Source organism: Streptomyces pilosus, from assembly GCF_014649835.1.
Classification (GTDB): Bacteria; Actinomycetota; Actinomycetes; order Streptomycetales; family Streptomycetaceae; genus Streptomyces; species Streptomyces pilosus.
The window spans coordinates 49348-65829 of sequence record NZ_BMTU01000003.1; the positions used below are offsets into that span (position 1 = coordinate 49348).

A 16482-nucleotide genomic window follows, 5' to 3' on the forward strand; every position below is an offset into this window, starting at 1 on the left:
TACGAGATGCGCGGGACACCCGCATATCCCGCACGAGGCTTGGGCATACGGGATCAATGGCCCGCGCCCCCTCCGCCGTCACGAACGCCGTCCACCGCATCCGCCAAGCCCCGCGGGCCCTCACCCGGCGCCACCGCTCACGACGGCCCGCACCCGCGACGGCCGGCCTCGTGCCGGCGGCCCGCCCCTGGACACGCGCCGCCGGTCTCGTCGCCGTGGTCGTGCTCGGCGCCTGGCTCGGACTGCTCGTGGTCGGCAACGTGCGCGTCCCCGTCGGCCCCATGAACACCACGATGACCCTGCGCCCCTCCTTCACCGGCGGCACCAAGATCAACGTCTCTCCGCTGGGCGCGCTCCAACTGGACAGCCACACCGCCCCCGTGCGTCTGGACGTCAACGTCGACCAGCTCGACCCGGAGCGTTCCCAGGCCCTCGTCGACCACCCCGAACGCCTCTCCGGCCTCCAGGACGAGGTCACCCGGGACATCGCCCACGGCACCGCGGACCTCGCCGTGCGCTCCTGCGTCGCCGTCGTCACCGGCGCCACGGCGCTCGGCCTGCTGGTCTACCGCCGTCCCCGGCGCGCCCTCGCCGTCGGCGGCCTCGCCCTCACCCTGCTGGCCGCCTCCGGCGGCACCGCCTACGCCACCTGGAACCCCGACTCCGTCCTGGAACCCAGGTTCTCCGGCCTGCTCTCCTCCGCCCCGTCCCTGGTCGGCGACGCGCGCAGCATCGTCACCGAGTTCGACGTCTACCAGAAGGAGCTGGCCCGCCTCGTCACCAACGTGACCAAGCTCTACGACGCCACCTCCACCCTCCCCGCCTACCAGCCCGACCCGACCACCCTGCGCGTCCTGCACGTCTCGGACATCCACCTCAACCCGGCCAGCTGGAAGATCATCGCCTCGCTGGTGGAGCAGTACCGGGTGGACGTGATCGTCGACACCGGCGACACCATGGACCACGGCACCGCCGCCGAGAACGGCTTCCTGGACCCCATCGAGGACCTCGGCGCCCCCTACGTGTGGGTCCGCGGCAACCACGACTCCCGCGTCACCCAGCGCTACCTGGAGGGCCTGGAGAACGTCCACGTCCTCGACGACGGCAGGGCGAAGACCGTGGCCGGCCTGCGCTTCGCCGGGATCGGCGACCCGCAGTTCACCCCCGACCGCTCCGCCAGGACCGGCGCCGAGCAGTCGCAGGAACTGGCGGGCGCCCGCCTCGCCTCCGCCCTGCGCGACCAGCGCGCCGCCGGCACCCCCGTGGACGTCGCGCTCGCCCACGAACCGTCCGCCGCGCGCGAGGTCGACGGCACCGTGCCCCTGGTGCTGGCCGGCCACATCCACCGCGAGGAGACCGAGGTGATGCGCTACGGCACCCGGCTGCGCGTCGAGGGCTCCACCGGCGGCAGCGGCCTGCGCGCCATCGAGGGCAAGTACCCCGACCCCATCGAGACCTCGATCCTGTACTTCGACCGCGACAGCCGCCGCCTCCAGGCCTGGGACTCCATCGAACTGGGCGGGCTCGGACTCACCACGGCGGAGGTCAGCCGTCACCTGCCGGAGGAGAACCAGCCGGGCGCGAACACCTCGCCCACGCCCTCGGGCAGCCCCTCGTCCTCCCCCTCCGGCCCGCCCGCGGCCAGCCCGCCGTCCCCCTCCCCGGGGAGCCGCTCGACGCCCGCTCCGTAAACCGTTTTGGCGATCTCTCCCGCCATCCCATATGCTTCTCACGTCCCCGACGCGCTGAGAAGCGCCCAGGCGGGCCGATAGCCCTCATCGTCTAGCGGCCTAGGACGCCGCCCTTTCAAGGCGGTAGCACGGGTTCGAATCCCGTTGGGGGCACGCACCACCCTGTGCGACACTGTCGTACGACACGCTTGGTCCTGTGGAGCAGTTTGGAGTGCTCGCCACCCTGTCAAGGTGGAGGCCGCGGGTTCAAATCCCGTCAGGACCGCTGGTGTTTCACGTGAAACACCGCGGCTGGGTAGCTCAGTTGGTACGAGCGATCGCCTGAAAAGCGATAGGTCGCCGGTTCGACCCCGGCCCCAGCCACAGCAAAGGCCCCGATCATCGATCGGGGCCTTGTTGTGTGCCCCGGCAACGCGCCCCGGCAAAATCGTTGGCCGCGAATTTTCGCGGGATGAGATCCTGGAGTCCGTATGTCTACGCACTCTGCCCCCGCTCTCGACTCCCTCGCCTCCCGTCTCACCGAGCTCTCGCTGCGCGACGCGCACCGGCTCGGGCGGCGCCTCGAGGGTGCCCGCAGGATCCGTAAGCCGGAGGCCCGCTCCGCCGTGCTCACCGAGATCGGGGCGGAGATCGCCGCGGCCGAGGAGCGGATGACGGGCCGCCGCGCCCGGGTACCGGAGGTGCGCTACCCGGAGCAGCTGCCCGTCAGCCAGAAGAAGGACGCGATCGCCGAGGCGATCCGTGATCACCAGGTCGTGATCGTCGCCGGCGAGACGGGCTCCGGCAAGACCACGCAGATCCCCAAGATCTGCATGGAGCTGGGCCGGGGCGTCCGGGGCATGATCGGGCACACCCAGCCCCGGCGCATCGCCGCCCGCACGGTGGCCGAGCGGGTCGCCGAGGAACTGGACACGCCGCTCGGCGAGGCCGTCGGCTGGAAGGTCCGCTTCACCGACCAGGTGAACCCGGACGCCACGTTCGTGAAGCTGATGACCGACGGCATCCTGCTCGCGGAGATCCAGACCGACCGCGAGCTGCGCGCCTACGACACGATCATCATCGACGAGGCGCACGAGCGGTCGCTCAACATCGACTTCCTGCTCGGCTACCTCGCGCAGCTGCTGCCCAAGCGCCCGGACCTCAAGGTCGTCATCACGTCGGCGACCATCGACCCGGAGCGCTTCTCCCGGCACTTCGGCGACGCGCCGATCATCGAGGTCAGCGGGCGGACGTATCCGGTGGAGGTCCGCTACCGGCCGCTGCTGGAGGAGGACTCCGACGACGCCGACCGGGACCAGATCACCGCGATCACCGACGCGGTCGAGGAGCTGATGGCGGAGGGACCCGGCGACATCCTGGTCTTCCTCTCCGGTGAGCGGGAGATCCGCGACACGGCGGACGCGCTGACGAAGAAGCGGTACCGGTCGACCGAGGTCCTGCCCCTGTACGCGCGGCTGTCGCACGCCGAACAGCACCGGGTGTTCCAGCAGCACACCGGACGCAGGATCGTTCTGGCGACCAACGTGGCCGAGACGTCCCTCACCGTGCCGGGCATCAAGTACGTCATCGACCCCGGATTCGCCCGTGTCTCCCGCTACAGCCACCGCACGAAGGTGCAGCGGCTGCCGATCGAACCGGTGTCGCAGGCCAGTGCCAACCAGCGCAAGGGCCGCTGCGGCCGTACCTCGGACGGCATCTGCATCCGGCTCTACAGCGAGGACGACTTCCTGAGCCGTCCCGAGTTCACCGACGCGGAGATCCTGCGGACCAACCTCGCCTCGGTCATCCTCCAGATGACGGCGGCCGGCCTGGGCGAGATCGAGAAGTTCCCCTTCATCGACCCGCCGGACCACCGCAACATCCGCGACGGCGTCCAGCTGCTCCAGGAGCTGGGGGCACTGGACGCGGCGCAGAAGGACCCGCGCAAGCGGCTCACGCAGACCGGGCGCAAGCTGGCGCAGCTGCCGGTCGACCCCCGGCTTGCCCGCATGGTGCTGGAGGCGGACCGCAACGGCTGCGCCCGCGAGGTCATGGTCATCGCGGCGGCCCTGTCGATCCAGGACCCGCGCGAGCGGCCGGCGGACAAGCAGACGCAGGCCGACCAGCAGCACGCCCGTTTCCGGGACGAGTCCAGCGACTTCCTCGCCTTCCTCAACCTCTGGCGGTACATCCGCGAGCAGCAGAAGGAGCGCGGCTCGTCGTCGTTCCGGCGGATGTGCAAGCAGGAGTACCTGAACTTCCTGCGCATCCGCGAGTGGCAGGACATCTACACCCAGCTGCGCACGGTCGCCCGGCAGATGGGCATCCACCTGAACGAGGAGGACGCCCCCGAGGATCGCATCCACGTGTCGCTGCTGTCCGGCCTGCTCTCGCACATCGGCATGAAGGACGTGAAGGAGTCCAAGGACTCCGGTCAGGGCGGCGGCCGCAAGGACGGCGGCCGCAACGAGTACCTGGGCGCGCGCAACGCCAAGTTCGCGATCTTCCCGGGGTCGGCCCTGTTCAAGAAGCCGCCGCGGTTCGTGATGTCGGCCGAGCTGGTGGAGACGTCCCGGCTGTGGGCGCGGGTCAACGCGAAGATCGAGCCGGAGTGGGTGGAGCCGCTCGCGGAGCACCTGCTCAAGCGCACCTACAGCGAGCCGCACTGGGAGAAGGACCAGGCGGCCGTGATGGCGTACGAGAAGGTCACCCTCTACGGCGTGCCGATCGTGGCGCAGCGCAAGGTGAACTACGGGCGGATCGACCCGGAGGTCAGCCGCGAGCTGTTCATCCGCAACGCGCTGGTCGAGGGCGACTGGCGCACCCACCACAAGTTCTACGCCGACAACCGGAAGCTGCTGACCGAGGTCGAGGAGCTGGAGCACCGCGCCCGGCGCCGGGACATCATGGTCGACGACGAGACCCTGTTCGACTTCTACGAGCAGCGGATCCCCGAACATGTGGTGTCCGGGGCGCACTTCGACTCGTGGTGGAAGCACAAGCGGCAGGAGCAGCCGGACTTCCTCGACTTCGAGCGCGAGATGCTGATCCGGGAGTCGGCGGAGGCGGTCACCAAGGCCGACTATCCCGATTCGTGGCGGCAGGGTCCGCTCAAGTTCCGGGTGACGTACCAGTTCGAACCGGGCGCGGACGCCGACGGGGTGACCGTCCACATCCCGCTCCAGGTGCTGAACCAGGTGACGGACGAGGGCTTCGACTGGCAGATCCCGGGCCTGCGGGAGGACGTCGTCACGGAGCTGATCCGGTCGCTGCCCAAGCCGGTCCGCCGTAACTACGTGCCGGCGCCGAACTTCGCCAAGGCGTTCCTGGAGCGGGCCGTGCCCCTGCAGGAGCCGCTGACGGTCACGATGGCCCGTGAGCTCAAGCGCATGGTCGGCGTGCCGTTCGATGCGGAGGACTTCGACTGGTCCCGCGTTCCCGACCACTTGAAGGTGACGTTCCGGATCGTCGACGAGCGGCGCCGCACCCTCGCCGAGGACAAGGACCTGGAGGCGCTGAAGCTCCGGCTGCGGCCGAAGGCGCGCAAGGCGCTCTCCCAGGCGGCCGCGGCGACGGCGCAGCGGCAGGGCGGGGAGTCGCTGGAGCGCACGGGCCTGACGGACTGGACGATCGGTTCCCTCACCCGGGTGTTCGAGACCCGCCGGGCCGGCCAGCCGGTGAAGGCGTACCCGGCGCTGGTGGACGACGGCGACACGGTCTCCGTGCGGCTCTTCGACTCGGAGGCCGAGCAGGCGGAGGCCATGTGGAAGGGCACCCGGAGGCTGATCCTGAGCGGGATCCCGGTGAACCCGGCGAAGTTCGCTTCCGAGAAGCTGACCAACCCGCAGAAACTGGCGCTGTCCGCCAATCCGCACGGTTCCGTGCAGGCCCTGTTCGACGACTGCGCGACGGCCGCGGCGGACAAGCTGATCGCGGACTTCGGCGGACCGGTCTGGGACGAGGAGTCGTTCCGGAAGCTGTTCGACAAGGTGCGGGCGGAGATCGTCGACACGACGGTCCGGGCCGTCGGCCAGGTGCAGCAGGTGCTGGCCGCCTGGCAGGCCTGTGAGCGCCGTCTGAAGGCCGTACGCAGCCCCGCGCTGCTGGCGAACCTCCAGGACGTTCGGACGCAGCTGGACGGGCTCGTACGGCCCGGCTTCGTGACGGCGGCGGGGCTGCGGCGGCTGCCGGACCTGATGCGGTATCTGGTGGCCGCGGACCGCCGGCTCCAGCAGATGCCCTCGAACGCGCAGCGGGACACCACGCGGATGGCGAAGGTCCACGAGATGCAGGACGAGTACGCGTGGCTGCTGGAGCAGATGCCGCAGGGGCGGCCCGTCCCGCGTGAGGTGCTGGACATCCGCTGGATGATCGAGGAGCTGCGGGTCAGCTACTTCGCCCACGCGCTCGGCACGGCGTACCCCGTGTCGGACAAGCGGATCGTGAAGGCGATCGACGCGGCGGTTCCGTGACCGTGCCCGCACAGCGGGTGAGTTCGACCAGCGGGCTCCCCCTCCTGTACAGTCCTTCTCGCAGCGCAACGCACGAATGGCTCTGCGAACCAGGTCCTGTGGAGCAGTTTGGAGTGCTCGCCACCCTGTCAAGGTGGAGGCCGCGGGTTCAAATCCCGTCAGGACCGCAGTCGAGAAGGCCCGCATCTCCCGGAGATGCGGGCCTTCCGCGTGGAGCGGCCCAGGTCCCGCACCCCACCGCCCCGGACCCCGGACCCCGGGCTCCTGTGCGGCTCCTCCGGCGCTCCACGCCGTCTTGACGGGCCCGGCGCCCCCCGGTACCCCAGGAAGCAGGGCCCGACTCCCTGAGGCCCCCTGGAGGTGGCTCATGGCGGCGGCGGCCAGGCACGAGACGCGGGCCCTGCTCCGCGCGCACCTGTCGGCCGCCTCGTCGTACCGGCACCTGACACGCCACTGCCCCATCTGCCACCGCCTGTTGCGGCTGGCGCTGGAGGCCCCGCCCGGTCCGTCGGAGCCCGCCGAGGAACAACCCGAGGAACAACCCGCCCCCAACGGGCGTTCTCTCTAGCGCATATGCCACAGGCTCAACAAGCCGACTGGTATGTGACGGGTGTCACCGCATGAGTTTCAGGAAGTGCGGTACTTACACCCGTCCTACAACCAGTCAATTTAATATGTGCCATTGCACTCTCCGGAGAGGTCCGCACCGGGCGGTACCCGGGCGATCCCCCCACCCGCCCCCAGACTCCGACAGGCCCGCGCACCGGGCACCTCCGGTCCCCGGTCCGGACGGCGCCGGCCCATCAGCAGCGCACAAAAAAGATCGCGCTGGACCCGGCGGAGTCCAGCGCGATCGACGACGCACCCGATGTTCAGTTGCCTGGAAAGCTGTGATCGGCTTGGGCGAAGGGCCTGTTGGGGCAGTCCCCGCGTCGCTTGGAGCCAGTGTTCCCGGGCGTCTCGGCCGGTGGGGGACCAGCCGGTGCTGCCCGGTTCATACGGTTGTTCAGGCCTCGCTGCGCTGCTGCGGAATGCCCGCGAGCAGTGCGCGGACCTCGGCTTCGCGGTAGCGGCGATGCCCGCCGAGCGTGCGGATCGACGTGAGCTTGCCTGCCTTCGCCCAGCGCGTGACCGTCTTGGGGTCGACGCGGAACATGGTGGCGACCTCAGCCGGGGTCAGCAGCGGCTCGGCATCAGGGGTGCGAGCGGTCATGAGCGGCCTCCTCGGGAGAACCGAACCTTCTCGGTTCATTCCTCTAAATTCTGCACCTTGACCCGCGTTGCCCGAAATGGCGGACGCGAGTCGAGTCGGTTATAGGACGAACGGCTTGTCCTCGGCACTACAACTACACCATCTGTCCAGCCACGTCGGCCAAACCGATGGAATTGCCCTCCCAGGTGTTCATCAGCCGCGGAAGCCGATGGACCATGCCATAGCGGACAGTCACGCCACTGTGACGATCAGTCACAGCAGCGATCAGGAGTCACCACGACCCCCCAAAGCGTGCAATGCGAAGATTCCGCCCATAGTCGAGCACAACAGGACGGAGGAGCCCTCCCCGGACTCCTTGTCCTATTTTGGCATGAGGGTGGGCAAGGGGCGCAAGGGCCGCGTAAGTGCGGTCCATCACGCTTGACACGCTTGGGGCATACGCCCGGATCGGCAGCTACGTCCGCCGTTGCCGGGCCCGCGCTGACGGAATCTCAGGACCCCCAGGGCGAAGACAAAACCCCAAGAAGGGCGTTTGGTCAAACGTCAGTTCGCCGAGCGCAGGTCGCGTACCGCCCGCCAGCGCTCCACGAGACGCCCGTAGGCCGCCCCGGCACCCTCCTCGTCACCGCGCCGCAGCGCACCGATCCCCTCGGCCACGTCCGCCGCGGAGTGGTCGCCCTCCAGGGAGCCGGCCGGCAGGGCGTGCACCAGTCCGCCGTAGTCCAGCTCGACCAGCGAGCGCGGGTGGAACTCCTCCAGCCAGCGCCCCACGTCCACCAGCCCGTCGATCAGCAGGCTCTCCTCCATGGCGTCCCGCAGGGCGCGCAGCCCGCGCGCCACCCTCCGCCGGGCCTGGACCATGGGCGTGCGGTAGCGCAGGACGGGCGCCTCGCCCGCGGACCCCTTGCCGTACTCCCGCTCCCCGTCCTCGAACAGCACGAACCAGTTGATCGGGACGTGCCAGGTGGCCGTGCGGATCCAGGGCCGGGCGTCGGGGTGGCCGGACAGCCAGCGCTCGTAGTCCCGGGTCGCCTGGTGCCGTACGACCGGGGGGAGCAGTGCGTCCAGCACCGGCAGCGGGAAGTCCTCGGCGAGCTCGCCCAGGGCCTGCCAGCCGCGCAGCCGGGTGCGCCAGGGGCAGACGCAGACCACGCCGTCGGCCTCCAGGACGAACGCGTCGTCGCTCTCGTGCACCGGCACCGGCACCGGCGGGGTGGGCGCCAGGTCCGCCAGGGACCGGCGCAGTTCGTCCTGGTAGGAGGGACGGTCGGAGCGCCGGGCGTAACGGGCCCAGTGACCGCGTTCCGGCTCGGGGAAGGCGGCCAGCGGTTCGTACACGCGCAAGTACGTCGCGTAGGGGACGATCACCGAGGACACCTTGGGCACGCCTGCTCCCTCCCCCGCCGACCGCCGCGAAAACCTGCCGGGGCCCCGCCCGGACGGGTGGGAAACCCTGGCAAACCGCCCCACGCGGTACTCCGGACGGAGGTGATCTGGAACACGGTGCCACCGCCGGACGCGGGAGGATCTACTCTCGTGCCACAGCCCCCGCCACCTTCACGGGAGCCGACCCCACCCGCCGCTTCTTACTCAGGAGTCACCACAGTGACCGACGTATCTGACGGCGTCCTGCACACCCTGTTCCGCTCGGACCAGGGGGGCCACGAGCAAGTCGTGCTCTGTCAGGACCGTGCCACCGGCCTCAAGGCCGTCATCGCCCTCCACTCCACCGCCCTGGGCCCCGCCCTCGGCGGCACGCGCTTCTACCCGTACGCCTCCGAGGAGGAGGCCGTCGCCGACGCGCTGAACCTCGCGCGCGGGATGTCGTACAAGAACGCCATGGCCGGCCTCGACCACGGCGGCGGCAAGGCCGTGATCATCGGCGACCCGGAGCAGATCAAGAGCGAGGAGCTGCTGCTGGCCTACGGCCGGTTCGTCGCCTCGCTCGGCGGCCGGTACGTCACCGCCTGCGACGTCGGCACCTACGTCGCCGACATGGACGTCGTGGCCCGCGAGTGCCGCTGGACCACCGGCCGCTCCCCCGAGAACGGCGGCGCGGGCGACTCCTCCGTCCTCACCTCCTACGGCGTCTACCAGGGCATGCGGGCCGCCGCCCAGCACCTGTGGGGCGACCCCTCGCTGCGCGACCGCAAGGTCGGCGTCGCGGGGGTCGGCAAGGTCGGCCACCACCTGGTGGAGCACCTGCGTGCCGAGGGCGCCGAGGTCGTGATCACGGACGTGCGCGAGGACGCCGTGCGGCGCATCCTCGACCGGCACCCCGAGGGCGTCTCGGCCGTTGCCGACACCGAGGCGCTGATCCGCACCGAGGGCCTGGACATCTACGCCCCGTGCGCGCTCGGCGGCGCGCTGGACGACGACACCGTGCCGGTGCTGACCGCGAAGGTGGTCTGCGGCGCGGCCAACAACCAGCTCGCCCACCCGGGTGTCGAGAAGGACCTCGCCGACCGCGGGATCCTCTACGCCCCGGACTACGTGGTGAACGCCGGCGGTGTCATCCAGGTCGCCGACGAACTGCACGGCTTCGACTTCGACCGGTGCAAGGCGAAGGCATCGAAGATCTTCGACACCACGCTCGCCATATTCGCACGTGCGAAGGAGGACGGTATCCCGCCGGCCGCCGCGGCCGACCGGATCGCCGAGCAGCGGATGGCGGAAGCTCGTCCGGTCCGTTGAGGCGTGCGGGGCGGCCCGGATCGGGCCGCCCTCGTACAAGTGAGCGGTACCCGCCGGCGGGCACGTGGAGACAACTCTCACTTCTCCCGGCGGGTCGACCACCGATAAGTGGTTAAAATCGCGTTTGACCAGCGAGGACAGGGTGCCTCGGCGGTCCTGGGCACGGGCACGTCATGCGGGCGACGTACCGTATGGGCGTGGGCTCAGGTACCGTGGGAGCCCTACGGACCGGTCTCTCCACGGAGAGCCCGTTCCGGACCATGAACGCGTGTCAAGACTCTGGGGCCGTCGAGCCCCGTCGTTGAGGGGGTCGAGCCATGGGGCGCGGCCGGGCCAAGGCCAAGCAGACGAAGGTCGCCCGCCAGCTGAAGTACAACAGCGGTGGGACTGATCTCTCACGCCTGGCCGAGGAGCTGGGTGCATCGCCGTCGAATCAGCCACCGAACGGTGAGCGTTTCGAGGACGATGAGCAAGACGACGACCTGTACGCACGGTACGCCGACCTCTATGAGGACGACGACGAGGACGAGGACGGCCCGTCCTCTCAACGTCGCGGCGCTTGACCTTGCGCTGAGCTCGAACCCGGTGGGTGACCTCGGTCACCGGCCGGGTTCAGTGCTGCCCGGGACCACCGGGCAGCACGCAGCACCCGGCACGCTGCCCGCCCGGTCACCGCGCGGGCAGCGTCCTCGTGCTCAGTTCGCGTAGTCACCGACGAGCGCCGCGCCCGTGCCGTGCTCGCCGCGGTCGGTGATCTCACCGGCCACCCAGGCGTCCACCCCACGGTCGGCCAGCGTCGCCAGCGCCACGTCGGCGGACTCCTCCGGCACGATCGCGATCATGCCGACGCCCATGTTCAGGGTCTTCTCCAGCTCCAGCCGCTCGACCGAACCGGTCCGTCCGACGAGGTCGAACACCGGGGCGGGCGTCCACGTGGAGCGGTCCACCGTCGCGTGCAGCCCGTCGGGGATGACACGGGCCAGGTTGGCCGCGAGTCCGCCGCCGGTGACGTGGCTGAAGGCGTGCACGTCGGTGGTGCGCATCAGGGCCAGGCAGTCCAGCGAGTAGATCTTGGTGGGCTCCAGCAGCTCCTCGCCGAGCGTGCGGCCCAGCTCGTCGATGCGGGCGTCCAGGGCCAGCCCGGCGCGCTCCAGCAGGACGTGCCGGACGAGCGAGTAGCCGTTGGAGTGAAGACCGGAGGCCGCCATGGCGATCACCGCGTCACCCGAGCGGATGCGGTCCGGGCCGAGCAGCCGGTCGGCCTCCACGACGCCCGTACCGGCGCCGGCGACGTCGAAGTCGTCCGGACCCAGCAGACCGGGGTGTTCGGCCGTCTCACCGCCGACCAGGGCGCAGCCGGCCAGCACACAGCCCTCGGCGATGCCCTTGACGATGGCGGCGACCCGCTCGGGGTGGACCTTGCCGACGCAGATGTAGTCGGTCATGAACAGCGGCTCGGCACCGCACACCACGATGTCGTCCATGACCATCGCGACCAGGTCGTGGCCGATGGAGTCGTAGACGCCCATCTGCCGCGCGATGTCGACCTTGGTGCCGACGCCGTCCGTGGCGGAGGCCAGCAGGGGCCGCTCGTAGTTCTTCAGGGCGGAGGCGTCGAAGAGGCCGGCGAAGCCGCCGAGGCCGCCGAGGACCTCGGGGCGCCGGGTCTTCTTCACCCACTCCTTCATCAGCTCGACCGCGCGGTCGCCCGCCTCGATGTCGACGCCCGCCGCTGCGTAGCTGGCACCAGTGTTCTGGGACATGACTGTGAGAGCTTTCGTGTCGTCCGTCAGGGCTTACGGGCGGCGGATCGCGTCGACCGCGGCCGGGGCGGCGGTGCCGGCGGCCAGTTCGGTCTCCAGGAGCTGCTTGCCGAGGAGCTCGGGGTCGGGCAGCTCCATCGGGTACTCGCCGTCGAAGCAGGCGCGGCACAGGTTCGGCTTGGCGATGGTGGTCGCCTCGATCATGCCGTCTATGGAGATGTACGACAGGGAGTCGGCGCCCAGCGAGGTGCCGATCTCGTCGATGGTCATGCCGTTCGCGATGAGCTCGGCGCGGGTGGCGAAGTCGATGCCGAAGAAGCAGGGCCACTTCACCGGCGGCGAGGAGATCCGGATGTGGACCTCGGCGGCGCCCGCCTCACGGAGCATGCGGACCAGGGCGCGCTGGGTGTTGCCGCGGACGATGGAGTCGTCGACCACGACCAGCCGCTTGCCCTTGATGACTTCCTTCAGGGGGTTCAGCTTCAGACGGATGCCGAGCTGGCGGATGGTCTGGGACGGCTGGATGAACGTGCGTCCGACGTACGCGTTCTTGACCAGGCCGGCGCCGAAGGGAATGCCGGAGGCCTCCGCGTAGCCGATGGCGGCCGGGGTGCCCGATTCCGGGGTCGCTATGACGAGGTCGGCCTCGACCGGGGCTTCCTTCGCGAGCTTGCGGCCCATCTCGACGCGCGAGAGGTAGACGTTCCGGCCGGCGATGTCGGTGTCCGGGCGGGCCAGGTACACGTACTCGAAGACACAGCCCTTGGGCTTCGCTTCCGCGAATCGGGAGGTTCGCAGTCCGTTCTCGTCGATGGCGACGAACTCGCCCGGCTCGATCTCGCGCACGAAGCTCGCGCCGCAGATGTCGAGGGCGGCGGACTCGGAGGCGACGACCCAGCCGCGCTCCAGCCGGCCGAGGACCAGCGGGCGGATGCCCTGCGGGTCGCGGGCCGCGTAGAGGGTGTTCTCGTCCATGAAGACGAGGCTGAAGGCACCCCTGACCTTGGGGAGGACCGCGTGCGCTGCCTGCTCCACGGTCACCGGCTCGCCGTCGGCGGCGCGCTGGCCGGCCAGCAGGGCGGTGATCAGGTCGGTGTCGTTGGTGGCCGCCACCTTGGGGGCGCGGCCGTTCTCCTTGGGGAGCTCGGCGACCATCTCGGCGAGCTGGGCGGTGTTGACCAGGTTGCCGTTGTGACCGAGCGCGATGGACCCGTGCGCGGTGGCACGGAACGTCGGCTGGGCGTTCTCCCACACGGAGGCACCGGTGGTCGAGTAGCGGGCGTGTCCGACCGCGATATGACCCTGGAGCGAACCGAGCGAGGTCTCGTCGAAGACCTGGGAGACCAGGCCCATGTCCTTGAAGACGAGGATCTGGGAGCCGTTGCTGACCGCGATACCCGCGGATTCCTGGCCCCGATGCTGGAGGGCGTAGAGCCCGAAGTACGTGAGCTTGGCGACCTCTTCGCCCGGGGCCCAGACTCCGAAGACGCCGCAAGCGTCCTGGGGGCCCTTCTCGCCGGGGAGCAGGTCGTGGTTGAGTCGTCCGTCACCACGTGGCACGCCACCGAGTGTAGGCGAGATCGACCACTGGTCCGAATGCGGGATACGGCGCCCCGGGTGGATCAGGGCTGGGCGACGGCCCGGACACGGGTGCCGTTCTCGCTGGTCAGCGTGAGGGTCCGACCGTCGATGCGGTAGCCCGCGGTTCCGTCGAACAGCTTCGTCAGGGCCTTCTCGCCGTCCATGAGTGAGTCTTCGCACACCATTCGGGTCAGGCCCGGCGCGCCGAGCGTGATACTGCCGTCGCGCACGGTGGCGTCGGCGTTCACGCGGTTGCAGCCGAGGCTGCCGGCGACGTTCCCTCCCTTCTCGTCGAAGGTGAGGTGGGCGCGGGCGCCGGTGGCGGGGGAGGTGACGGTCCACTTCGTGCCGTACAGCGGGCTGTCCGCGGTCTCGCGGAGCCGCACGGTGTCGCCGGAGGCGGTCGTCAGGGTCAGCCGGCCGTCGCGCGCCTCGGTTCTCAGTCCGCCGTCGCCGAGGGCGCGGGCCACGGCGCTCTCGACGTCCATGATGTTCTCGGGGCAGGCCTTGAGGGTGGTCTCCCGCTCGTCCAGCCGGATCCGGTCGCCGTCGAAGGTGACCCGGCCCCTGAAGAGGTTGCAGCCGTAGTTGCCGGTGGCCCGGCCGTCCTCGTCGAGGGTCAGGTGCGCGCCGCCGGGGGCACGGTGGGTGGTGCCGTCGACGGTGACGCTGTCGATGGTCCAGCGGATGCCGGTGACCGGTTCCGCTGCCTCGGCGGTGGCGCTGCCGGTGCCCGCCTTCTCACTGCCGCAGGCCGCCGCGAGCGGGACGACGAGCACGGCGGCGGCCGTCAGGGTGATGCGCTGCTGGTGCCTCTGCCTGTCCATGCGGATGCGACGGGGACGGGGAGCGGCTGGTTCCCCCTCCGGCGCCGGCTCACCCGAGCAGCGGCAGGTACGGCCCCAGATCCGCCCGCTCCCCGCTCGCGCTCACCTCGGCCCGGGCCACGGCGTCCTGCCAGGCCGTCCGCCCGCCGGCCAGGCGGATCCAGGTCAGCGGGTCGGTCTCGACCACGTTCGGCGGGGTGCCCCGGGTGTGCCGGGGTCCCTCGACGCACTGCACGACCGCGTACGGCGGGATCCGCACCTCCGTCGAGCCACCGGGGGCCCGGGCGGCGAGGGCGTCGGCGAGCAGCCGGACGCAGGCGGCGAGGGCCTGCCGGTCGTGGGGTATGCCGAGGCCGGGGACGGCGGCGTTCAGGTCGTCGGTGTGGACGACGAGTTCCACGGCGCGGGTGACGACGTAGTCGGCCAGCGGCAGCGCACCCGCGCTGGTGGGGAGCAGCCGGCTGCCCGGGTGGGTGTCGAGCCGGGCGGTGAAGCGCCGCTCGGCGTCGGAGAGGTGGGCGTCGGGGTCGGGGTGGTCGGCCGCGAGCCGTCGCGCGGTGGAAGCGATGGTGTCCGCGTCGGCGGCGATGGCGGACGGCCAGTCGAGCAGGTGCCCGTCCTGCCGCGCGGGCTCGGGCTCGTCGAGCAGCCGGTCCACGGCCGTCAGTGCCGTCCCGATGTGCGCCACCAGCTCCCGTACGGTCCAGTCGCCGAGCCGGGTGGGCAGGGCGAGCTGGTCCGGGGTGAGCGTGCGGACCGCCGCCCGGACGTTCCCGAACTGGGCCAGGACGGCGGCGCGGGTCTTCGCGGGGTCGTAGGTGCGGGTGCGCTTCTTGGCCGGAGGCATGGCGGCAGCCTATGCGGGGCCGGCCGGTGCCGGTTCCGGGGTCTCGAACACCTCTCCATTGCGGGGGACGCCGGTGCCCCGCCAGGTGAAGGGGATGCCGCGCGCGGTGTCCGGGTCGGGGCCGTCCATCAGCTGGAAGTGCAGGTGGGGCTCGCTGGAGTTGCCGGAGTTCCCGCAGGCGGCGACCACCTGCCCGGCGCGCACCCGGTCGCCCTCGCGGACCGTGAGGGAGCCGCGCTTCAGATGGGCGTAGGCCGCGTGGACGCCGTCGCCGAGGTCGAGGACGAGGTGGTTGCCGAGGATCCGGTGGACTCCCCCCATCTCGCGCACCGAGCCCTCGATCAGTATCAGGTAGAGCAGGGCGGGCAGCGAGGTGCGGCTGAGGTGGTCGCGCTGCCGGTCGTGCGCCCTTACGACGCGGGCGTCGGCGACGGCGCGCAGCGGGGCGCCGTACGCCGGGTAGCGGGCCGGGCGGCGGGCGAGCGGCCACAGCGCGGTGAAGCCCGGGCGGGCGCCCGGCCCGGGTTCGGCCACGACGTCGATCGCGTAGGTCTGCCCGTAGGCGTGGATGCCGTGGCTCGGGGTGCGGTCGGCCGGGCTGTTCAGCGCGGACCAGCGGCCGGTGACGGGCGGGGCGGTCTCGACGGGCTCACGGGCGACACCCGGGGCGTCCGGTGTTCCGCCCCACCGGTTCACCGTGATGACCACGGCGTACGCCAGGGCCAGCGGCGTCAGGTTCCACCACAGGCCGTAGTCCCAGTCGAAGGCGATGTAGGCGGCGACCAGCGCGAGGAAGCCGAGCTGGAGACCCCGGAAGGCGGTCATGGCGGTCTTGCGTGCGGACATGTCTCCCCCTGTGTCCTCGGTGGCGGGCGGTGGTCAGGGCCGTGCCGCCGACAGCGTCACCAGCAGGGGAACGACCCTGCCGGGCGGTACCTCGTAGCGGCCCCGGCCCGTGGTGTGCAGCCAGCCGGCGCCGGTGAGCTGGCGCAGGTGGTGGTAGATCTGGCCGGTCGTGCCGATCCCCTCCAGCTCCGCCAGTTCGGCCGCGGTGCGCCGGCCGCCGACTATCTCGCGCAGCAGCCGGAGGCGGACCGGATGGCCGAGCGCGGCGAGCGCCTCGGCGGCGTCCGGCCATGCGTAGGCCAGCAGCCCCTCGGTGAGCGCGCCGTGCTGCCACGCGTACTGCTCGCCGGTCGGCATCCGGACCGAACCGGTGAACAGCACGCCCCCGTCGGCCGCCCGCAGCTCGGCGAGCTGCTGCTTGAGGCCTTCGAGGGCCCAGAAGTCGCCCTCGCCGAGGCCGGGTGCGGCGCGGTCGGCAGCCTCCAGTGCGGCGAGCCGGCGCTCGAGGTCGGTCATGCGCTCTTCGAGTTCCACGCCTTCGAGATTACGTAACTACGTAATCCCGCGCA

Annotated in this window: 13 protein-coding genes and 4 tRNA genes; 9 read left to right on the plus strand and 8 right to left on the minus strand. The window is 70.9% G+C overall.

Features of this window, described 5'->3' with window-relative positions:
* The first annotated feature begins 56 nt into the window (after positions 1 to 56).
* From IE118_RS08475 to IE118_RS08505, 7 genes are all read left to right on the plus strand, one after another.
* The gene (locus tag IE118_RS08475) at positions 57 to 1691 is read left to right on the plus strand and encodes a metallophosphoesterase family protein (protein WP_189557074.1); all 1635 of its coding nucleotides are present in this window, start codon (positions 57 to 59) and stop codon (positions 1689 to 1691) included.
* Positions 1692 to 1771: 80 nt separating this feature from the next.
* Positions 1772 to 1844 (plus strand) — tRNA-Glu (locus IE118_RS08480).
* 37 nt (positions 1845 to 1881) lie between these two features.
* Positions 1882 to 1956: transfer RNA gene (locus tag IE118_RS08485), tRNA-Asp, on the plus strand.
* Positions 1957 to 1980: 24 nt separating this feature from the next.
* A tRNA-Phe gene (locus tag IE118_RS08490) sits at positions 1981 to 2054 on the plus strand.
* 107 nt (positions 2055 to 2161) lie between these two features.
* Positions 2162 to 6142 (plus strand): ATP-dependent RNA helicase HrpA, encoded by a 3981-nt coding sequence (hrpA, locus tag IE118_RS08495; RefSeq protein WP_189557076.1) that lies wholly within the window; start codon positions 2162 to 2164, stop codon positions 6140 to 6142.
* Positions 6143 to 6234: 92 nt separating this feature from the next.
* Positions 6235 to 6309 (plus strand) — tRNA-Asp (locus IE118_RS08500).
* 200 nt (positions 6310 to 6509) lie between these two features.
* Positions 6510 to 6710, plus strand: a complete 201-nt coding sequence (locus tag IE118_RS08505) for a DUF6274 family protein (RefSeq protein ID WP_189557077.1) — start codon at positions 6510 to 6512, stop codon at positions 6708 to 6710.
* Between the two features lie 438 nt (positions 6711 to 7148).
* Here the strand turns inward: IE118_RS08505 and bldC are convergent, their stop codons facing one another.
* Together bldC and IE118_RS08515 are read right to left on the minus strand one after the other, a co-directional pair.
* On the minus strand, positions 7149 to 7355 hold the full coding sequence (bldC, locus tag IE118_RS08510) for a developmental transcriptional regulator BldC (RefSeq protein ID WP_003949541.1): 207 nt from the start codon (positions 7353 to 7355) through the stop codon (positions 7149 to 7151).
* Positions 7356 to 7898: 543 nt separating this feature from the next.
* Positions 7899 to 8741 (minus strand): DUF8083 family protein, encoded by an 843-nt coding sequence (locus IE118_RS08515; protein WP_189557079.1) that lies wholly within the window; start codon positions 8739 to 8741, stop codon positions 7899 to 7901.
* 219 nt (positions 8742 to 8960) lie between these two features.
* On the opposite strand from IE118_RS08515, the gene IE118_RS08520 reads away from it, so the two are divergent.
* Complete coding sequence (locus tag IE118_RS08520; protein ID WP_189557081.1) at positions 8961 to 10049, plus strand: Leu/Phe/Val dehydrogenase; 1089 nt, start codon at positions 8961 to 8963, stop codon at positions 10047 to 10049.
* 317 nt (positions 10050 to 10366) lie between these two features.
* Complete coding sequence (locus tag IE118_RS08525; protein WP_078541017.1) at positions 10367 to 10612, plus strand: DUF3073 domain-containing protein; 246 nt, start codon at positions 10367 to 10369, stop codon at positions 10610 to 10612.
* A gap of 132 nt (positions 10613 to 10744) precedes the next feature.
* On the opposite strand, the gene purM is transcribed toward IE118_RS08525, so the two are convergent.
* From purM to IE118_RS08555, 6 genes are all read right to left on the minus strand, one after another.
* A complete protein-coding gene (gene purM / locus IE118_RS08530; protein WP_189557083.1) occupies positions 10745 to 11812 on the minus strand; it encodes a phosphoribosylformylglycinamidine cyclo-ligase in 1068 nt (355 codons plus the stop codon).
* Positions 11813 to 11845: 33 nt separating this feature from the next.
* Positions 11846 to 13372, minus strand: a complete 1527-nt coding sequence (gene purF / locus IE118_RS08535) for an amidophosphoribosyltransferase (protein ID WP_189557085.1) — start codon at positions 13370 to 13372, stop codon at positions 11846 to 11848.
* 62 nt (positions 13373 to 13434) lie between these two features.
* Positions 13435 to 14220, minus strand: coding sequence for an META domain-containing protein (locus IE118_RS08540; RefSeq protein WP_189557087.1), 786 nt, complete (start codon positions 14218 to 14220; stop codon positions 13435 to 13437).
* Positions 14221 to 14269: 49 nt separating this feature from the next.
* Positions 14270 to 15067, minus strand: coding sequence for a maleylpyruvate isomerase family mycothiol-dependent enzyme (locus tag IE118_RS08545; RefSeq protein ID WP_189557089.1), 798 nt, complete (start codon positions 15065 to 15067; stop codon positions 14270 to 14272).
* 9 nt (positions 15068 to 15076) lie between these two features.
* The gene (locus tag IE118_RS08550; RefSeq protein WP_189557091.1) at positions 15077 to 15913 is read right to left on the minus strand and encodes a M23 family metallopeptidase; all 837 of its coding nucleotides are present in this window, start codon (positions 15911 to 15913) and stop codon (positions 15077 to 15079) included.
* Between the two features lie 33 nt (positions 15914 to 15946).
* Positions 15947 to 16429, minus strand: coding sequence for an ArsR/SmtB family transcription factor (locus IE118_RS08555; RefSeq protein WP_189557597.1), 483 nt, complete (start codon positions 16427 to 16429; stop codon positions 15947 to 15949).
* Between the last annotated feature and the right edge of the window lie 53 nt (positions 16430 to 16482).